Annotated in this window: 14 protein-coding genes and 5 pseudogenes; 13 read left to right on the top strand and 6 right to left on the bottom strand. The window is 66.0% G+C overall.

Annotated elements, in window-relative coordinates; all coding sequences use genetic code 11:
- Positions 1 to 28: 28 nt before the first annotated feature.
- A pseudogene (locus AAFF41_RS51885) lies at positions 29 to 607 on the top strand (TetR/AcrR family transcriptional regulator); the annotation flags it as partial.
- A 171-nt stretch (positions 608 to 778) separates the two neighbouring features.
- Here the strand turns inward: AAFF41_RS51885 and aceE are convergent.
- Positions 779 to 3481, bottom strand: a complete 2703-nt coding sequence (aceE, locus tag AAFF41_RS42500) for a pyruvate dehydrogenase (acetyl-transferring), homodimeric type (RefSeq protein ID WP_343325729.1) — start codon at positions 3479 to 3481, stop codon at positions 779 to 781.
- 523 nt (positions 3482 to 4004) lie between these two features.
- On the opposite strand from aceE, the gene AAFF41_RS42495 reads away from it, so the two are divergent.
- Complete coding sequence (locus AAFF41_RS42495) at positions 4005 to 4478, top strand: carboxymuconolactone decarboxylase family protein (RefSeq protein ID WP_060895391.1); 474 nt, start codon at positions 4005 to 4007, stop codon at positions 4476 to 4478.
- Between the two features lie 242 nt (positions 4479 to 4720).
- Entirely contained in the window at positions 4721 to 5131 is a 411-nt protein-coding gene (locus AAFF41_RS42490; RefSeq protein ID WP_388415213.1) for a cupin domain-containing protein, read from the top strand.
- Positions 5132 to 5896: 765 nt separating this feature from the next.
- On the opposite strand, the pseudogene AAFF41_RS42485 reads toward AAFF41_RS42490, so the two are convergent.
- A pseudogene (locus tag AAFF41_RS42485) lies at positions 5897 to 6004 on the bottom strand (LysR family transcriptional regulator); the annotation flags it as partial.
- A 575-nt stretch (positions 6005 to 6579) separates the two neighbouring features.
- On the opposite strand from AAFF41_RS42485, the gene AAFF41_RS42480 reads away from it, so the two are divergent.
- Positions 6580 to 7077 carry an Ohr family peroxiredoxin gene (locus AAFF41_RS42480; RefSeq protein WP_343325728.1) on the top strand — a complete coding sequence of 166 codons (498 nt, stop codon included), beginning with the start codon at positions 6580 to 6582 and terminating at the stop codon, positions 7075 to 7077.
- Between the two features lie 349 nt (positions 7078 to 7426).
- Here the strand turns inward: AAFF41_RS42480 and AAFF41_RS42475 are convergent, their stop codons facing one another.
- The gene (locus AAFF41_RS42475) at positions 7427 to 7963 is read right to left on the bottom strand and encodes a DUF1003 domain-containing protein (RefSeq protein ID WP_319749072.1); all 537 of its coding nucleotides are present in this window, start codon (positions 7961 to 7963) and stop codon (positions 7427 to 7429) included.
- A 556-nt stretch (positions 7964 to 8519) separates the two neighbouring features.
- On the opposite strand from AAFF41_RS42475, the gene AAFF41_RS42470 reads away from it, so the two are divergent.
- From AAFF41_RS42470 to AAFF41_RS42450, 5 genes are all read left to right on the top strand, one after another.
- Positions 8520 to 10220: an L-aspartate oxidase gene (locus tag AAFF41_RS42470; protein WP_343326444.1), complete on the top strand. Its 1701-nt coding sequence runs from the start codon at positions 8520 to 8522 to the stop codon at positions 10218 to 10220.
- A 192-nt stretch (positions 10221 to 10412) separates the two neighbouring features.
- Positions 10413 to 11159, top strand: coding sequence for an SDR family oxidoreductase (locus AAFF41_RS42465; RefSeq protein WP_319749073.1), 747 nt, complete (start codon positions 10413 to 10415; stop codon positions 11157 to 11159).
- Positions 11160 to 11263: 104 nt separating this feature from the next.
- Positions 11264 to 11860: a YceI family protein gene (locus tag AAFF41_RS42460; protein ID WP_343325727.1), complete on the top strand. Its 597-nt coding sequence runs from the start codon at positions 11264 to 11266 to the stop codon at positions 11858 to 11860.
- Positions 11861 to 11902: 42 nt separating this feature from the next.
- On the top strand, positions 11903 to 12073 hold the full coding sequence (locus AAFF41_RS42455) for a hypothetical protein (RefSeq protein ID WP_319749075.1): 171 nt from the start codon (positions 11903 to 11905) through the stop codon (positions 12071 to 12073).
- Between the two features lie 222 nt (positions 12074 to 12295).
- Positions 12296 to 13501, top strand: coding sequence for an IS256 family transposase (locus tag AAFF41_RS42450; protein ID WP_343326443.1), 1206 nt, complete (start codon positions 12296 to 12298; stop codon positions 13499 to 13501).
- Positions 13502 to 13721: 220 nt separating this feature from the next.
- Here AAFF41_RS42450 and AAFF41_RS42445 read toward each other — a convergent pair.
- Positions 13722 to 14523: pseudogene (locus AAFF41_RS42445) on the bottom strand (IS5 family transposase).
- 654 nt (positions 14524 to 15177) lie between these two features.
- Positions 15178 to 15786 carry a TetR/AcrR family transcriptional regulator gene (locus tag AAFF41_RS42440; protein WP_099944008.1) on the bottom strand — a complete coding sequence of 203 codons (609 nt, stop codon included), beginning with the start codon at positions 15784 to 15786 and terminating at the stop codon, positions 15178 to 15180.
- 161 nt (positions 15787 to 15947) lie between these two features.
- On the opposite strand from AAFF41_RS42440, the gene AAFF41_RS42435 reads away from it, so the two are divergent.
- The gene (locus tag AAFF41_RS42435) at positions 15948 to 17135 is read left to right on the top strand and encodes an ABC transporter permease (RefSeq protein ID WP_343325726.1); all 1188 of its coding nucleotides are present in this window, start codon (positions 15948 to 15950) and stop codon (positions 17133 to 17135) included.
- Positions 17136 to 17424: 289 nt separating this feature from the next.
- Positions 17425 to 17823, top strand: a complete 399-nt coding sequence (locus AAFF41_RS42430) for a winged helix-turn-helix transcriptional regulator (RefSeq protein ID WP_319749077.1) — start codon at positions 17425 to 17427, stop codon at positions 17821 to 17823.
- Positions 17824 to 18001: 178 nt separating this feature from the next.
- Here AAFF41_RS42430 and AAFF41_RS42425 read toward each other — a convergent pair.
- Positions 18002 to 18190: pseudogene (locus AAFF41_RS42425) on the bottom strand (SpoIIE family protein phosphatase); the annotation flags it as partial.
- A 298-nt stretch (positions 18191 to 18488) separates the two neighbouring features.
- Between AAFF41_RS42425 and AAFF41_RS42420 the strand changes: the two are divergent.
- A complete protein-coding gene (locus tag AAFF41_RS42420) occupies positions 18489 to 19154 on the top strand; it encodes a nitroreductase (RefSeq protein ID WP_319749239.1) in 666 nt (221 codons plus the stop codon).
- Positions 19155 to 19279: 125 nt separating this feature from the next.
- A pseudogene (locus tag AAFF41_RS42415) lies at positions 19280 to 19390 on the top strand (IS5/IS1182 family transposase); the annotation flags it as partial.
- Positions 19391 to 19412 lie beyond the last annotated feature (22 nt).

Genomic DNA, 19412 nt, shown 5'->3' with positions numbered 1-19412 from the left:
CAGCGACAGATGTCGATGGCTGGTCGCCATGACGGGCGCCCGCAGGAAGCGGCCCTCACTGGGCGCAGGCCGCCGCCCGGGACAGAGCACTACCAGAGACCAGATCCTCACGGCTGCCCTCGATCTCTTCGCCGTCCAGGGCTATTCGGGCACGACGATGCGCGGAATCGCCCAGCGGGCGGAAGTGGATCCTGCTCTGATCCACCACTTCTTCGGCAACAAGGACGGCCTCTTCCGAGAGGCCGTTTCCTCCCGGATCGACATGTCCGCCCTTTTCGAATCCCTGCCGGAGAAGACGGAGGAGGAGGGGGAGGTCCGGGGGTTGAGCCGCGGGAAGCGGATTGCCCGGACGTTCCTCTCCCATTGGGAGGACGAGTCGACCCGCCCGGCGCTGGTCGCCGTCTACCGGGCCAGCCTGTCGGACGAGGCGACGGCCAAAACGTTCGGCAACGAGTTCGATGCGGCCTTCGTGTCGTACTTGGGCCGGATCACCTCCGAGGAGACCGAGCGGACACCGACGTTCACGTCTCTGGTATCCGCACACCTGGTCGGCCTCGCCATACTGCGCTATGTCCTCGCGGTGGAGCCGCTGGCCTCTCTTGAATTCGAGGACCTGACGCTGCGCGTGAGCGGTCCAAGAGGGAAGACGCCAGGTCGGATGTTGGGTTCCGGCTGCAGGGCGGCAGCACGGTCGGCGTCGGATCCGGAGACGCTCCGCGACCTGCGCTGTCTCGCCGACCTGCGTCAGCCGGCGGCCGACCGTGCTCTCGGTTACTCCTCATGCAATCGCAGGGCGTCCCGGGCGGCCGTAGCGATCGCGAGCCTGGACAAGCGTCTCCGGGGCGATAGCGTCCGCCCGCGCCAACTGGTCCAGGGCGGCAACGACGATCGACTCGGCGTCGACGTGAAAATAGCGGCGTACGGCATCACGGGTGTCCGACAGCCCGAAGCCGTCCGTTCCCAGCGACGTGTAGTCCTGCTCTACCCACTGGCTGATCTGGTCGGGCACCTGCCGCATCCAGTCACTGACCGCCAGAACGGGCCCTGGAGTGCCCGACAGCGCAGCCGTCACGTACGGAACGCGCTCCTCACCCCGAAGCCGGGCCCTGTCAGCACCCAAGGCATCGCGGCGCAGCTCCGTCCAGGAGGTCACCGACCACACGTCAGCCTGGACGCCCCACTGGGACGCGAGCAGTTCCTGGGCCTCGAGCACCCAGTGGATGGCCGTGCCGGAAGCCAGCAACTGGATCCGTGGTCCCGCGCCAAGTGGCTCCGCCTGCCGGAACCGGTATATGCCCCGTAGGATCCCCTCCTCGACCTCCGGCCCGGTTGGCATGGCCGGCTGCTGCTTGGGCTCGTTGTAGACCGTCAGGTAGTAGAAGACGTCTTCGGGCTGGTCGCCGTACATCCGTCGCAGCCCTTCCCTGACGACCACCGCGATCTCGTACGCGAAGGCAGGGTCGTAGCTCACAGTGGCCGGATTCGCGGATGCCAGCAGGTGGGAGTGTCCGTCGGCGTGCTGTAGTCCCTCGCCGGTCATGGTCGTACGACCGGCCGTCGCCCCGATGACGAACCCGCGCCCCATCTGGTCTGCCAGGGCCCAGAACTGGTCACCGGTTCGCTGGAAACCGAACATGGCGTAGAACATGTAGAAGGGGATCATGGGCTCGCCGTGCGTGGCGTACGAGGTCGCCGCAGCGGTGAACTCGGCCATGGAACCAGCCTCGGTGATGCCCTCGTCGATGAGCTGGCCGTTCTTGGCTTCGCGGTAGTAGAGCAGCTGATCCGCGTCGACCGGTTCGTAGGTCTGGCCGTGCGGTGAGTAGATGCCGGCTGTCGGGAACATGGATTCCATGCCGAACGTGCGGGCCTCGTCGGGGATGATCGGCACCCAGCGCCGCCCCGTCTCCTCAACGCGCATCAGGTCCTTGACCAGCCGGACAAGAGCCATGGTGGTGGCCACCTCCTGTTTGCCGAAGCCCTTCGTCAGGGTCTCGAAAGGCGCGGCCGGGGACAGCTGCATCGGCTTGACGACCACCTTGCGTACCGGGGCGGGACCTCCCAGAGCCGTACGCCGATCGCGCAGGTACTGCACCTCTTCCGAATTCTCACCGGGGTGCCAGTACGGCACCAGGTCGCCGCTCAGCGCGCTGTCGGGAATGGGAAGCTCAAGCACGTCCCGCATGTCACGGAACTGCGCCATGGTCAGCTTCTTCATCTGATGATTGGCGTTGCGGGACTCGAAGCCCGCGCCCAGCGTGTGCCCCTTCACCGTCTGGGCGAGGATGACGGTCGGTGCTCCGTGGTGCTCGACTGCGGCGCGATAGGCGGCATGGACCTTGAGCGGTTCGTGCCCGCCGCGCGAGTTCTCGAACAGATCGGTGAGCTGGGCATCGCTGAGCCGGGCGGCGATGCCGGAGAGCGCGTCGCCGGTGAAGAAATGCGTGCGTATGTAGGCGGCGTCCCGCGCGGCGTACGTCTGCATCTGGGCGTCGGGGGCCTCGCCGAGGCGGTGAACGAGGGCCCCTGTGGTGTCCTGTCGCAGTACGTGGTCCCAAGCCTCGCCCCAGAGGGACTTCACGACGTTCCAGCCCGCTCCGCGGAACCGGCCCTCAAGTTCCTGAACGATCTTGGAATTCGACCGCACTGGGCCGTCCAGGCGCTGGAGGTTGCAGTTGATGACGAAGGTGAGGTTGTCGAGCCGCTCGCGGGCGGCGAGCGCCAGTGCGGCCATCGCTTCGGGCTCGTCCATTTCCCCGTCCCCAAGGAATGCCCATACGCGGGACCCGGATGTGTCCTTGATGCCGCGCGCGTGCAGGTAGCGGTTGAACCGAGCCTGGTAGATGGCGGCGAGCGGACCAAGTCCCATGGAGACGGTCGGAAACTCCCACAGCCACGGCAGGCGGCGGGGGTGGGGGTAGGACGGCAGTCCGTGGCCGCCGGCCTCGCGCCGGAAGTTGTCCAACTGCCTCTCGTCGAGGCGCCCTTCCAGGAACACGCGGGCGTAGATGCCGGGCGAGGCATGCCCCTGCACGTACAGCTGATCGCCCGAGCCCTCCCCGTCCTTGCCCTGGAAGAAGTGATTGAACCCGACCTCGTACAGCCATGCCGCCGAAGCGTAGGTGGCTATGTGGCCGCCGAGCCCCAGGCGGGAGCCGCGTGTCACCATCGCTGCCGCATTCCAGCGGTTCACGGCGGTGATCCTGGACTCCATGGCGACGTCACCGGGAAAGACGGGCTGCGCGGACGCCGGGATCGTGTTGATGTAGTCCGAGGACAAGAGCCTTGGCAGAGCGAGTCCGGACCTGGCCGCGTACTCGTGCACGCGTCGCAGCAGGTAGACCGCCCGATCCGGCCCTGCGTTCCGCACGACAGCGTCGAGTGATGCCTGCCATTCGGCGGTCTCCTCGGTGTCCCAGTCGGGTAGCTGGTCGAGCTCGCTCGTCGCAGAGAACTCAGTGGGCCGGGACGGATCACTCATGGCAGCCTTTCTGTCACATCGTGGGCAGGGGAGAGACCGACGACCGACACAGAGGTACTCCGGTGTCGACCGGTCAGAAATGTGCGTCGATGAGGTGAAGTCAGCCCTTCACAACACCTAGGACCGCACTCGTGCCACTTTTGTGACGGGCCTCAACACTGTGCCGATGTGTCCGCTGCGAGCCCGGAGCGCGCTCCGGGCTCGCAGGCCGGGCACCGTGTGGCCCTCTCCGCCCACTCCTGCGCGTCCCGCAGGCAGGAAAGACATGGCACGACCCGGTTGGCGCTCAACGTCACGAAATCAGCGCTGTGCACCGAATGACCTGCATCGGGCTCTGACCGCCCGAACCCCTCGACACCGGATGGGATCCAGAGGTGGGCGCACAGCACGCAGAAGCCCTCGAACTGGCAGCTGTACGGCGACGACATGGCCGCTGAGACATGCATCACGCTGCGCTCTGGTGTCACACCTTGCCGGGCTGTCCGGTCAGTAGTGCGTACCAGCAATTCTGCTAGGAGGGCCAATGGACGCACGCCTTAACTACTACGGCAATCCCCTCGCGGGCAAGGCGCTTAAGCATTTCTTCTCGGCCAGCAAGGCGCTGTCGGACTCGACGCTGCCGGCCACCATTCAGCATCTGGTGGAGGTCCGCGCCAGCCAGATCAACGGCTGCGGTTTCTGTACCGACATGCACACCAAGGAGGCCACCCACGCCGGGGAAACCTCGGTGCGGCTCAACCTGATCGCCGCTTGGCGGGAGGCGACGGTCTTCACCGAGGCCGAGCGCGCCGCGCTGGAGCTGGCCGAGCAGGGCACCCGCGTCGCGGACGCGGCCGGTGGTGTCACCGACGAGGCTTGGGCGGACGCCGCCAAGCACTTCGATGAGGACCAACTCGCCGCGCTGACGACCCTCATCGCCATCATCAACGCCTACAACCGCATCAACATCATCACCCAGCAGCCAGCCGGCAGCTACAAGGTCGGCATGTTCGGCTGAGCCGGTTCCTTCGGGGCCCGGCACGGCGTGGACACATGTCCACGGCGCGCCGGGCGGCGCTCTCAATGTTGCAGCTGGCCGATTTGTGGCGACCGCCGACTCACTGTGCGTAAAGCAGACGGCTCGCGGCGTGTCACAGATGCGGGCCACGCCCTGTCTTCGCTGTAAAGCAAGTTGTTGTGGGCCTGGGATTGCCGACGCGAGATCGTCCGTTCCGGGCCTGTCTACGGAGGTGTAACGCAATGCACGAAATGCACTCAGAGGACGGCTTCGGACCCAAGATGTTGGCGGACATCAAACCGCCTTTCATTCCCGAGGGTGCTTCGGGGATGACTGTCCTCGTCGAGTGGGCTCCCGGTGACCCCGGGACTCCTCCGCACCGCCACTCGGGGCCGTGTTTCGGCTACGTCCTCGAAGGAGCGGTCCGCTGGGAGCTTGAGGGCGAGCCGGAGCACGTGATCAAGGCCGGTGAGACGTTCTGGGAGCCGGGCGGTGAGGTGATCCACTACCAGAACGGCAACGCCTCGTCGGACGTGCCAGCCAAATACATCGTGTTCATGATGTGTGCGCCGGACCAGCCGATGCTCACGCTGGTCGACGACGAGGAGCTGGAGAAGCGGGCCCACCTGCGCGCCCCGCGGCCCACCGGCTGACCTCCCGCCTGGGCACAGGCCGGTTCCGAACTGCGCGTGTACTGCATGCCGCAGTGCGCTGTTCGCGGCCGCGAACAGCGCACTGCGGCATGCCGTCGTGTCACGGAGTCTTGGATGGCACCGCCATGGCCAGGGTCATGGCGGTGCTGCCGTGGAACCGCGGCCCCTGGCTGCCGAGACTGTGGCAGACGGCCTTCTTCTCAGCCGCTACTTTTGGGTCCCGCTGACCACTGCCGGCTGCTGCCGACGGTCAAGACTGAGCGCAACCTCCTCATGGCGCCAGGGTCTCGTGTGACGGGCCCGTCGTGGAGAGCTTCATCCCCGCAATCGCGGCTACGCCGGCCCCGTACGGCACCCTTCGCGCACCAGCGCGAGGGGGCTTGCGGCTGGTGCGGACTGACGACGACTCTGGGAACGATCAGCATGGCCCATACGCTCTCGCCCGCCGCCAGTGCCCGGTCCCCGCAGGATGCGGCCGGCGCCAGGTTCGGCAGAGGATTCACTTCGCCGCCCTCGTCCTCACCCGAGTCCGCTTCGAACGCCACCAACTCATCGGGCGCCCCGTCGCGACGCCCGGCCTCTACCCCAGGAAACCGTGCTCTGCGCGATGCCGGCTCGCGTGCCCGGCGATGAGGCCGGACCATCCCGGTCACCGCTCTGAACGGCCGTGAACCGAAGGGGATTCTGTCCCTCGTCCACAAACGAAGTCGGCATCTCCAGAGTGGCCAGTGAGCTGCGGTCTGTTCGCCTGTGTGTGCGAGTTCCTCAGGAGAGCCAGTCGGTGTAGCGGGTGGGGGCGAGATGGGCGTTCTTGTCGGTGAGGACGTCGCCCTTGACCACGGCGAACATACCGGCGGTGGGATCGGTGACGACATGTGTGCAGTATGGGTCCGGCCTGGACACATGCCGCCCGACTGTCGGGGCCAGGTTCGCGCACTCGGTCCAGAGCAGGGACGGGTGACGACCACACTCGCTCGGCCCGCCGCGATCGCCTTGACCGAAGCGGTCGACGGCCCGACCAGGCGGTCACCTGCACGGAGATCCGTCGGCGCGGAACGCCTGATGACGCAGTGCCCTCGCCGTGGGCGAACAGGGGCGGTCCGGCTCCGGGGTGCGGCCGCCGAAGACGCCCGACACAAGCCCGTTGGCTTGGCCGGTGCTGTGGCACTCGCCAATCGAGCTGCGCACCTCCGACTGTCACAACAGCGCGGACGTGTCGGTCAACTAACTGTCCGCATCTGGAAACCCTCCATACGCGAAGGTGCACCAAATATGGCATACGACATTGCCAGTCCGTGGGGCTTTGCCCATGGCCCGGAATCTGGTATCGCATGGCGTCTCGGCATAAAGAGGCCGCATGACGCAAAAAGGCCGAAGGCGGCGACCTTTCCCATGCCGATTTCGGCTCAGCGCCCGACCGTGTACTGCACTGCTGACGGAGTCATGCCATGACCGAGTGGCCCCAGTCGCCCAATCTGTCCACCGACAAAGACTTCGAAGGAGAGACCTTCGCCCCGATCTACACCACGACCGTGACGGTGAGCGGGGGGATGGCGAGTCACGGGCGGGCCTCGGGAAGGGCACGCTCGGGCGACGGAGTCCTGGATCTCAACCTGCGCATGCCCGCAGAACTGGGAGGAGACGGCCAGGGGACGAATCCCGAGCAGTTGTTCGCCGCCGGAATTGCAGCCTGTTTCCACGGGGCGCTGAGTCTGGTCACACGGCAGGCCGCGCTCGACCCCGCAGCGATCTCCGTGGAGGCGAGCGTGGCTTTTGGACGGGACCCGGAAGACGGCGGCTACTTGTTGCACGTCGACCTTGAGGTCAAGTGGCCGGACATCGACCTCGCCGTCGCCGCCCCACTCGTGGAGAAGGCCGATTCGCTGTGCCCTTACACGAAGATGGCCCTGCGGGGAACACCTTCAAGTATCAGGCTGGTCTCATAGCCAACGGCGAAGGCCGCCCGTCCAGCTGTACGTCGTTTCCGTAGTCGTTGTGTGCCTCATGCCGGCACACAACGACTACGGACAGGGGAGTCCAGCCGGCCCGTCGCCGGTCGGCAGGGAGCAGGCCACTACCTGATCACCGACGGGAACGGCACGCGGCTGCCGGTCTTCCTGACCGGCAGCAACCGCGACGGCTCACCCAGTTGCCGGCACTGGTGGACGCCGCAAAGCCTTCCGCGGCCAGGTCGGCCGACCGCACCGCAGACCCGTCACGCTCTACGCAGACCTCGGCTACACCCGTTACCACAAGCTGGTCCGCACCCGAAGCATCGTGCCCGCCACCGCACGTTCACAGCGCATCCGGGGCCACCGGCGGAACCCCGGACCCGGGTTCCATCGCGCTCTTGCTCTGCTGGATGATCTCCTGGACGTGAAGCTCGATCTCCTGCGGATTCAGGCCGAGCGCCTTGCCTATGTGCACCGCCCAGACCTCGGCGCGAAGATTGGTCTCAAAGTCCAGATCGGCCCGGATGTTTTCACGTGCGGCCTGGCGATTTTGGCTCACCATCACGAATGTGGACAGGAAGATGGCCTCCAGGCTCACGATCATGGTGAGCAGCCCGAACGGGTAGGGGTCGAAGACTGCGACGGAGCCGAACAGTCTGAGGTTGAGGGCGATCCACACCGCGAACCAGACTGCATGGACGTACACGAAGCCCATCGTGCCCGCGAAGGCGGTGATCGCGTCTGCGAACCGGTCCTGGGACGTGCGCATCCTGGCGAACGCCACCCGCTCATGACGCAAGCGGAGGTCGAGGCGTTGCGTACCGCCGGAAGCGGAGTTCGGCCGGAAGGCCCGGCCTCCGGAGTGAACGGTCCTTCCCACGCACTGCCTCATTCCCTCACCGGGGACGCCATCCCCACCAACCACCCATGGCCCCGCAGCTTGCATGCTGAGAGCCACTGCACGTGTGCTTCGCCATGTAGGTGACATCGAGCACGGTGCAAAGTTTCGACACGACCAAGTGGGGCAAGCACGCCACCGCGTTCGCCTCGGGACACCTGGGAGTACTCGGCATTGGTCGTCTACTGCGCCCAGCTGGGCGCTCGATGAGGCAAGCTCCGTCATCGATCGACGTCGGCGCAAGGCTGTGCAATGACGTACGGCATCTTCCGCTCCTTTGCCCGACGGACATGATCAATGGTCAGTCAGCTCGCCGAGGCAATGTTCGACTGAAGGTATGACCATGAAGCCCACGAGGTTGTGACAGCCGACGCCCGCCCGCCGAGGTCGTCGATGGGATCGATGTCAGTGGACGTCACCTGCCACGAGAGCGTCCACGAACGGTGTCACACATTCCAGGACGTCCTGGTCCTACTGAGTGACAATCCCTCGGCGATCGGAGTAGATCGTGGCTATCACCGAACAACGTATTTCCACCATGGTGCTGGTGATCGGAACCGGAGGTGCTGGGCTGCGAGCGGCGATCGAGCTGGCCGAGGCCGGTGTCGACGTCCTCGCGGTCGGCAAGCGTCCCAAGGAGGACGCGCATACGGCGCTTGCTGCTGGAGGAATCAATGCGGCCCTGGCCACCATGGATCCCGAGGACAGCTGGCAGCAGCACGCCGCCGACACTCTCAAGGAGAGTTATCTGCTGGCCGATCCCCGCACCGTGGAGATCGTCACCCAGGGCGCCGCTCAGGGCATCGGCGACCTGGAACGCTATGGCATGGCCTTCGCCCGGGAGGAGGACGGCCGGATCTCCCAGCGCTTCTTCGGCGCGCACAAGTATCGGCGGACCGCGTTTGCCGGCGACTACACCGGTCTGGAGATCCAGCGCACGCTTATCCGGCGCGCGGAGCAGCTGAACGTTCCGGTGCTCGACGGTGTCTACATCACCCGGCTTCTGGTCCACGACGGCGCCGTCTTCGGTGCCTACGGCTTCGATCTCACCCATGGAACGCGGTACCTGATCCACGCCGACGCCGTCATCCTTGCCGCTGGTGGTCACACCCGCATCTGGCGGCGAACGTCCTCCCGGCGCGACGAGAACACAGGCGATTCCTTCCGCCTGGCGGTGGAGGCCGGAGCCCGTCTGCGCGACGCCGAGCTGGTGCAGTTCCATCCTTCCGGGATCATCGAGCCGGAGAACGCGGCCGGAACCCTGGTCAGCGAGGCCGCCCGAGGTGAGGGCGGCATCCTGCGCAACGCGCTCGGCGAGCGGTTCATGAACCGCTACGACCCTGCACGCATGGAGTTGTCGACCCGCGACCGCGTGGCCTTGGCGTCCTACACGGAGATCAAGGAAGGGCGGGGGACGCCCAAGGGCGGAGTATGGCTCGACGTCTCCCATCTGCCACGGCAGACGATCATGACGCGTCTCCCCCGGGTCTACCAGACCCTGCTCGATCTGCAGATGCTGGACATCACCCGCGATCCGATCGAGATCGCGCCCACCGCGCACTATTCGATGGGTGGGGTGTGGGTACGTCCCGAGGACCACCGCACCGACGTGCGCGGTCTGTACGCCATCGGTGAGGCGTCGAGCGGCCTGCACGGTGCCAATCGCCTCGGCGGGAACAGTCTCATCGAACTGCTGGTCTTCGGCCGCATCACGGGCCGGGCGGCCGCCGCCTACTCGCAGTCCCTGACCGCCCAGCCCCGGTCGGCGTCGGCCATCGCAGAGGCCCGCGCGGAGATCGACGACCTTCTCGTCGCCGACGGGCCGGAGAACGTCCGCGCCCTGCAGCGCGCCATCCGCAACACCATGACCGAGCACGCCGGAGTCGTACGCGACGAACAAGGCCTGCGCACCGGGCTCGCGGAACTCGCGGCGATCGAGAAGAGGATGGCGGACATCGGCGTCCACCCGGACATCGCCGGCTTCCAGGATCTCGCCCACGCCTTTGATCTCAAGTCCGCGGCACTGTCGGCCCGGGCGACCCTCGAAGCAGCACTTGAGCGACGCGAGACCCGTGGCTGCCACAACCGCAGCGACCACCCCCACCAGGACCCCGCCCAGCAGGTCAACCTCGTGTGGTCACCCACGACCGGTATCACCCGCGAGAGCATTCCTGCCATTCCCGACGAGATTTCCGCGCTGATGACAGAGGTCTCGACCGACGGAAAGCTCGCCGAATAACGCCCCTCCACGACTGGCTGAACAGTCTCATTGAGGGTCCGTTCCAGGGATTTTCCCGATTCTTACGAATCCCTGTCACAAATGGATCTGCTGTCCGGTCTCTCCCAACGCAGACCAAAATTCTTTCGGCGCCGACGAGGAACTCGTCGCAGCTGCGCGCCGCAGCATGAATACCTATGAAAGGACACCGCTATGAAGGTCGTAGTGATCGGCGGAACCGGGCTCATCGGCTCGAAGCTGATAGGCAAGCTCAACGAGTACGGGCACGAGGCGGTCGCAGCCTCACCCAACACCGGCGTCAACACACTGACCGGCGAAGGGCTTGCCGAGACACTGCAGGACGCGTCGGTCGTGGTCGATGTGTCCAACTCCCCGTCCTGGGACGACGAAGACGTCATGAACTTCTTCCGCACCTCGACCACCAATCTCCTGCGGGCCGAGGCGGACGCTGGTGTGACGCACCACGTGGCGCTGTCCGTGGTCGGTACCGACCGCCTTCAGGAGAGCGGCTACTTCCGTGCCAAGCAGGCGCAGGAAGAGCTGATCAAGGCCTCCGACATCCCGTACTCCATCGTCCACGCCACTCAGTTCTTCGAGTTCGTGAACGGGATCGCGGACATCTCGACCGAGGGCGACACCGTGCGTCTGGCCCCCGTCAAGTTCCAGCCCATCTACTCCGACGACGTGGCCGCTGCCGTCGGCCGCACTGCGGTCGGTGCCCCGGTCAACGGCGTGGTGGAGGTCGCCGGCCCGGACGTGTTCCAGCTCGACGAACTCATCCGTCAGATACTCGCCGACAAGGACGACACCCGCACGGTCGTCACGGACCCGAGCGCCCCGTACTCCGGTGCCGAGCTGAAGGAAACCACGCTCGTGCCAGGTCCTGACGCGCATATCACCGAGACCCGGTTCTCCGACTGGCTTGGGCAGAAGCGGTAGGCCCTGCGAGTGGCCCCTGGCGGCAGTCAGGGGCCGGTCCGGTCGCAGATTCACCGCAGAATGCGCCCCTATCTGAGATCCACGCCCGAAGGAACCGGCTCGCCATGTTCAACCGCACGGAAACCACTATTTTTCGCAGCGCCCCCTTTGCAGGGCTGACCGGCGTCTACGCTATCGACCCGGTCCACAGCACGATCGGTTTTTCCGTCCGGTACGGCATGGTCACGAACGTACGCGGAAAATTCACCACCTTCGAGGGGATTCTCAAGCTTGACGGGAAATGTCCCGCTCGGTCCGAGGCCTACCTCAGTGTCCAAACCTGCAGTGTTGACACAGGCTATCCGGAACGGGACGTGCATGTCACCGGCCCTGATTTCCTCGATGCCACGACGTTCCCCCTCATGAGCTTCCGCTCGGGCGGAATCCTGCATGCCGGTCACGATCACTTCCGCATGGCGGGATACCTCCTGCTCAAGGACATCGAACTGCCCGTTCACGTCGACCTTGGGTTCGGCGGAGCGAGCCGGGACGCTCACCGTCAGAACCGTGTCGGCTTCACGGGCACGGCCACCTTGCGGCGTTCCGACTGGGGGCTTGGCGGCAACAGGGCCCTGGCCACGGGCGGAGTTCTGATCAGCGACAAGGTGAAGCTGACTCTCGACATCCGTGCCGTGCGGCTGGACCAGACACAGGGCGCATAGGCCGCGAGAGGCCTGCCGGCGTATCCAGCAGAAGGACACACGATGACCCAAGCCGGGGAGAACGGCATCGACCCGGCGGCCACAGTCGTAACACCGACCGCCGAAGCCGCCGAACTTCAACCCCGAATCAACGCGCTGCGCGAAGAACTCATGGCGCTCAACGAGCGGATGAAAGCCATCTTCGCCGCTCTGCAGCGGCCTCCGTCCCGTTGAGCAGTCGAACGGACCGCAGTCGTCCGGCACTCGGCCAACCCCAGCCGGGCATCGAGTCGTAGTCCGGCTTGGCTTGTGGGAGTGTAAATCTAACGGCGGATCCGACGATCATGGGAGAGACGTCAAGTGACTGACACCGCCGTGGAGTTGGAGACCGTGAAGCTTGCCGAGAGTGCCCAGTTGGGGCAGCCTGCGCCCGTGTCCGACGAGCAACTAGTCGCGATGCTGGTGGAGCGGGCCCGGTGGGAGGGGCTGCAGCTGACCGGGCAAGGTGGGCTACTGCAGCAGCTGACCAAGCGGGTCCTGGAGTCTGCGCTGGAAGGTGAGATCGCCGATCACCTCGGCTACGAGAAGCACGATGCCGCCGGCCGGGGCAGCGGCAACTCCCGCAACGGGGGCCGGGCCAAAACCGTGCTGACCGACGTCGGACCGGTCGAGGTCAAAGTCCCGCGTGACACCTCGGGCACGTTCGAGCCGCAGATCGTCAAGAAGCGGCAGCGGCGGCTAACCGGGGTCGACGAGATGGTGCTGTCGCTGTCCGCGAAGGGGCTCACGCACGGCGAGATATCCGCCCACCTGGCCGAGGTCTACGGCGCCGAGGTGTCCAAGCAGACCATCTCCACCATTACCGACAAAGTGATCGAGGGCATGGCCGAGTGGCAGAACCGGCCCCTCGACCGTGTCTACCCCGTCCTGTTCGTGGACGCGATCAACGTCAAGATCAGGGACGGGCAGGTCGCCAACCGTCCCGTCTACGTGGTGATGGCGGTGACCGTGGACGGCACCCGCGACATCCTCGGCATCTGGGCCGGCGACGGCGGCGAGGGCGCCAAGTACTGGCTGCACGTGTTCACCGAGCTGAAGAACCGCGGCCTGGACGACGTGCTGATGCTGGTCTGCGACGGGCTCAAGGGCCTGCCCGAGGCCGTGGAGACCGTCTGGCCTCGCACGATCGTCCAGACGTGCGTGGTTCACCTGCTGCGGAACTCGTTCCGATACGCCGCCCGTCAGGACTGGGACAAGGTGGCCAAGGCCCTCAAGCCCGTCTACACCGCGCCCAGCGAGGACGCGGCGACGGAACGTTTCCTGGACTTCCAGGAGGCGTGGGGGAAGAAGTATCCAGCGATCGTGAAGCTGTGGTCGGACGCCTGGGCCGAGTTCGTGCCCTTCCTCTCCTTCGACGTCGAGATCCGCAAGGTCATCTGCAACACGAACGCGATCGAGAGTGTCAACGCCCGCATCCGCAGGGCCGTCCGCGCCCGCGGGCACTTCCCCAATGAGGCCGCCGCCCTCAAGTGCATCTACATGGCACTGATGAGCCTGGACCCGACCGGGAAGGGCCGCAAGAGGTGGACCATGCGCTGGAAAGCACCCCTCAACGCGTTCCAGATCGCCTTCGAGGGCCGCCTGACCCCGAGCAACAACTGACCATCAACAACCAAGATCAGCCGTTAAATTGACACACCCTGGCTTGTGGCGCCGACCGGTCGTGGTCGGCCGAAGACGGTGTACGGCCGGGTGGTGTACCAGCGACCGACCAGTACATTACCTCCGGTCATGGGTCGCCCGTCTCACAACTCCCCAGGTGGCAAAGCTTATTGAAGTAGGTAACGCGTTGTTCTCGTCCGAGCGTGGCTTACTGATCGTTTCAGAATGAGGTTCGGAGTCGTCTCAAGATGATGCTGCAGGCGAGTTGGAGCAGTACGAGGTGGAGGTCGGCGCGTATCTCGTAACGGATGCGCAGTCGTTTGAACTGATGCAGCCAGGCGAAGGTCCGCTCGACGACCCATCTGGTCCTGCCCAGCCCGGAACCGTGCGGGGTGCCGCGGCGGGCGATCTTCGGTGTGATCCCCCGAGCCCGGACGAGGCGGCGGTACTTGTCGAAGTCGTAGCCGCGGTCGGCGAACAGCCGCCGGGGCCGGCTGCGTGGCCGGCCCGTAACCCGCGGATGGGTGGGATGGCGTCCAGCAGCGGCATGAGCTGGGTGACGTCGTGACGGTTTCCGCCGGTCAGAGAGACAGCGAGTGGGGTTCCATGCCGGTCGGCGATGAGGTGGTGCTTGCTGCCCGGGCGGGCACGGTCGACCGGCGAAGGTCCGGTGTGAGCCCCCTTGAGCGCCCTGACGTGCGAGCCGTCGATGGCGGCGTCGTCCATCTCCACCAGGCCCTCTTGACGCAGTTCCGCCAACAGGACCTCGTGCAGCCGCGGCCAGACGCCCGCTTCGGTCCAGTCCCGCAGACGCCGCCAGGCCGTCACCCCACTGCACCCGACCTGTTCTGCGGGAACGTCCCGCCAGCTCACACTCTTGCACAGCACGTAAACGATGCCCCGCAACGCAGCCCGGTCATCCACCGGCAGACGCCCGGGATACCGAGCCGTCTGGCCGGCCGAACCGGCAACAGCGGGGCTATGCGCTCCCAGAGGTCATCAGGCACAAGATCAGCAGACACCCGACAGATCCTGCCGACACAACACCCAACTACCAAGCCACCACACGGATCTCATTCTGAAATGATCAGTTACTCGGCTGCTGAAGAGTGAAGCTTTCGGCACGAGTCCTGATCGAGTGCCGCCGACGAGAAACACAACGCACGAGGCCGCAACCACTGCAGACACAGCGCGATCGTGCAACTGGTGACCGCTCCGGACGGCCGGCTGCCCGTGGATCTGGCCCGCACTGCCGGGCCACACACAGCCTGACCACGCCCCGCCCACAGAGACATGCAGATCTGCGAACGGCAAGACGCCCTGATCCTCGCCGCCCGCGCGTACCTGGGAGCCGACTCGTGGATGACGAAACCCTCCGCCGGGCCGCGACCTCACACCCACCGAGCAAACCGTCAACCACGCACTGCCCGCAGCAGAGTCGCCCGGCGAAGGCGGCGCCGCACGACTGAAGTCCTGCCGTTCCTCCGCAGAGCACGATGCAGCCCGCGTCGAATGTCGTCAGCCTCCACTGCCGTCCGCACCCTGAAGCGGCAACGCTCAAACAGCTTGCTGATCCGAGTCGGTCCGCGGCCGCTCCCGGCAAGCCCTGGACATCTCTCTGCCCACGGACATCCACCAGAGACCAGCGCATGCAGCGCTGTAAGTGGTGAGGACGCTCAGCGCTCACCGGCCGGCCCCGGCCACAACGCCCGCACCGCGTCAGGCACCTCGGCCACAACAGCCGGATTGAGCAGAGCCACTTGGAGGATATAGCCGGGGAGGATGGAGAGCATCGTTGACGCGATCCCCTCGGCTGTCGCGTTCGTGGGCAAAACACCGCTTTCCTGGTGGTCATGGACCAGGGTGATCAGATTGGCACGTATGCGACCCAAGAGATGGTCGAGCTTGCGCGCCAGCGAGCGGTTGCGCATAGCCTCTCCCCAGACCAGAACCGCGAGGCCGGCCACGTCTTGCCCCTCGACGGACTTGGCGCGAATCACGTCGAGCAGTTCCGCCAGGATCGCCCCCATGGATTGACCTTGCCGGTTCGTGGCGACAGCGAGCGTGATGTCGAGGACATCCCGCATGTTCTCCTCGGCGATCGCGAGGATCATCTCGTCCTTGCTGGTGAAGTGCCGGTACACCGCACCCGAGGACAGCCCGGCCTCCGCGAACAGGTCCTGCATGGACGTGGAGTGGAACCCGTCGCGGAGGAAACAACGGCGCGCTGCGTCCAGGATCTGCTCGCGACGGGCGTCCATGTGCTGCTGGGTGACCTTGGGCATATGACCAGCCTACCAAAGAAAATGAACATTCCTGTTGACGCGTCCCGGTACGACAGGCCAAGCTGAGGACCTAATAAAACGACCATTCTTTTTCGTGAGGCCGTACTGTGAGAAACCCCTTGTCAGGACACCAGGCATGGCGGGAAGTAGCCATCGCCGCCGTGGCGCTGCCCATAGCGATCACCCTGGCGGTGTTGGCGTTCGCCTGGCCGGCGGGGCGGATCTCGCCGCGCGACGTCTCGGTCGGAATCGTGGGCACGGGGCCGGCCAGCCAGCACGCGGTGGAGGGGCTGACCCGTGAGAAGCCCGGCGCGTTCGACTTCCGCCTCTATCCCGACCAGCAGGCCGCGCGGTGGGCGATCAAGAACAGGGACGTCTACGGCGCCTTCGCCATCTCCGACCACAGCGTCACCGTGCTGAAGGCCACCGCCGCCAGCCCCTCCGTGGCCCAGCTTCTGACCGATGTCGGACAGCAGTTGGCCGACAAGGCCACCCAGCAGATGACCGCCCGGCAGAAGGCTGCCGAACAGAAGACCGACGGTGCACATTCCCCGGCGAAGGCCCACAAGCAGACAGCCGCCCAGCAGGGTGATGCCCGCCCGAAGGCCGCCCCGCAGGGAGCCGCCGGTGCTGATTCCTCGGTGAAGGTCCTCGTGAAGGCGATGGACGTGGTGCCCGTCGCCACAGATGACCCCCGGGGCGTGGTGTTCAGCTCATCGGTCTTCCCGCTCACGATCTGCGGCATCCTGATCGGGGCGTTTGTCACGATGGCTCGCGGCCTGGCACGCCCGCGGCATCGAGTGCTGACACTCCTCGTCGCATGCGCCGTCGCGGCCCTCGGCGTCTATCTCGTGGCCCAGGGTTTCCTCGGGGCACTGCCCCACAATCACGTGGCCACGTGGGCGATCCTGGCGCTCGACCTGCTCTCCATCAGCGCCACCACTGCCGGCGTGATCCGACTCCTCGGGCCGGCGGGCCTCGGGCTCAGCGCCGCGCTCATGGTCTTCGTCGGAAACGCCTTCTCCGGCGCCACCTCCGCTCCTGAGATGCTTCCCAAGGGTGTGGACTACGTCGGCCAGTGGCTGCCCCCGGGCGCCGGAGCCAGTCTGCTTCGCGACACCACATACTTCGACGGCAACGCCGACGCCGGCCACCTGGCCGTCCTCGCCCTGTGGAGCGTCTGCGGGCTCACGGCAGTCATGTACGGCCACTGGGTCATCAGGGAACCCCGCAGCAAGAAGACCGGTGCGCCGGCTTCCGGGGAATTGCTCCCGGCCTTGCCGGGGTCCGGCAACGCTTTGTCGGTTCGACGTCACGCCCACGCCCGTCGCCATGACGGCGACGACTGATGCCGATCGCTACATGTGTGCAATCAGGCCCGGGTCGCCGGCAACTTCGGTCCAGTGTCGAAGGCGAATGAGGCGCTGACGCGCGGCTGCTCCCTGGCCTTCGTCGCCTCTGGCGCCATGTTCCTGGCCGGGGCGCGGTCCTGGCTGTCAACGCGCGCTAGCAACACACCGAGGGCGCGGCCCGGCAGACACACGGGCTGACTCCCGACACGAGTACGACTACGACCACCGAGTACCGCGCGAGTGTTGAACCGCGATGGCTCGCGCCGTACCGGAACGGATACACACCATGCCTGTCCCACAACACCCTCAGCCGGCCCGCCGGACCGAGCATCCACAGTCGACCGATGCCTCTCCGGCCATCACTCGGGCCTTCGCCCTGCTCAGCAGTCGTTGGAACGGCCTGATCCTCATGGCTCTGGCCAAAGGCCCGGCCGACTTCGCTCAGATTCGCGAGCGCCTCCCCGGCATCAGCAACCGCATGCTCGCCCAGCGGCTCCAGGAACTGACCGTGATCGATCTGGTCGCCCAGGACGTCCGGCCCGGGCCGTCATCGCGAACCCGTTACGCACTCTCCCCGCACGGCAAGACCTCCCTCATCCCCCTGGCCGTTCTGTTCCTGTGGGCGGAAGATCACCTTCCAGCGAGCAGCTCACCACCAGATCAACCGGCCGCGTCAGGTCACTGACCTCCCTTTCCGCACCGGCCGGAAGAGCTGGAGCCGGGCACATGCCTCAGGCGGGGAATCGACCGACACCGGGATGGAGGGGGCGCTGTTCTCGACTGCCGCAGGGCGAGGAACGACGGTGACTTCGCTGTCCTCCGCGGGATCTGACCGAGCACACGGAAGTAGTGGGCTGGGTTCTCAGGCGCACCATGACCAGGGCCGTGTCGTCGGTGGCGTCGCCGGGTGGGAGCAGGTCGGTGAGCACGGCGTCGGCGCAGGTCTCGGAGTCGTCTACCTGGTTGCGGACCAGGGAGTCGGCGAGCCGGGACGGACCGGTGTCGATATCTTCGTGCCGACGTTCGATGAGGCCGTCGGTGTAGAGCGCCAGGGGCTTCGGGGTATCCCACGCCACCGCCCCGAGGAGGGCCCGGAACACCGCTGTGCAGCCGGCCTCCGGCTCCGTCATGACTTTCCTGCCTCACCGCCACCGCTGCGTCTCTGTTCACGAGGCGAGCGGGAGCTCACGGCGATCGCAGCGCGGAGCAGTGCCTTCCTCGTGGTCGGCTGTGCGGGACGCGTCTCGGCACTAGTGCCGTATATAGCATTTTGCGCATATTGTTACGTTCTAGAGTCCTCCGACTGGCAAGGTGGAAGGCATGTAGAGCAGATGAGGGAGACTGGTGATCTTGGACGTCTACGAGGCAGTCACGAGCCGACGAGCCGTACGTGGATTCATCGACCGGCCCGTCCCGAGGGAGGTACTGGAGCGGGTGCTCTCCGCTGCCGCTTGGGCGCCATCCGGGTCCAACCTCCAGCCCTGGCACGTCTACGTGCTGACCGGCCGACCGCTGGGCGAACTCAAGGAGCTCGCCGACGGGCGTGTGACCGCGTGCGATCCCTGGGACGAGCGGGAATACGAGATGTACCCGCCGACACTGAAGTCCCCGTACCGGGAGCGCCGATCCGCCTTCGGTGAGGAGCGCTACAGCGCACTCGGCATCGCGCACGAGGACTGGGAGGCCCGCCAGAGGGCCGCTTCCGCGAACTGGACATGCTTCGGCGCGCCCGCCGCGCTGTTCTGCTACATCGACCGAGGTCTGGGCCGGCCCCAGTGGTCCGACTTGGGCATGTATCTGCAGACCGTGATGCTGCTGCTCCGTGCCGAAGGCCTGCACAGCTGCCCGCAGATGGCGTGGTCGGTTTATCGCAAGACCGTAGCGGAGGTCCTGTCACCCCCGGACGACCTCATCCTCTTCTGCGGTATGTCGATCGGATTCGAAGACAGCGCAGTGCCCTACAACCGCACAGGCCGAGCACTGCTCGACGAGACGGTCACGTTCGTCGATGATTAGTCAGCGGTACTTTTTGCGCGTTACAGGTGGGCGGGTGATGTGGCAGCAGGACTGCATCTCACGACGCAGCCTGTGACGTTGCCCCGGAGCCGCGCCAGACACTGCGGGGAACAACGGGGAAAGCGCACGGCTTCCACCGCCTTCGCATCCGCTGAGAACGCCGTTCCAACATCCATGAAGCGTTCCTCAAACTCACCTGCTGCCTCATCACCCACCGACAACTCGGCTCATTACGTCAGCTGTTGTACCAGCCGTTTG

It is taken from the genome of Streptomyces mirabilis, from assembly GCF_039503195.1.
Classification (GTDB): Bacteria; Actinomycetota; Actinomycetes; order Streptomycetales; family Streptomycetaceae; genus Streptomyces; species Streptomyces mirabilis_D.
The sequence above is the reverse complement of the archived record's forward strand: the minus strand, read 5'-3'. Positions and strand labels throughout refer to the sequence as shown.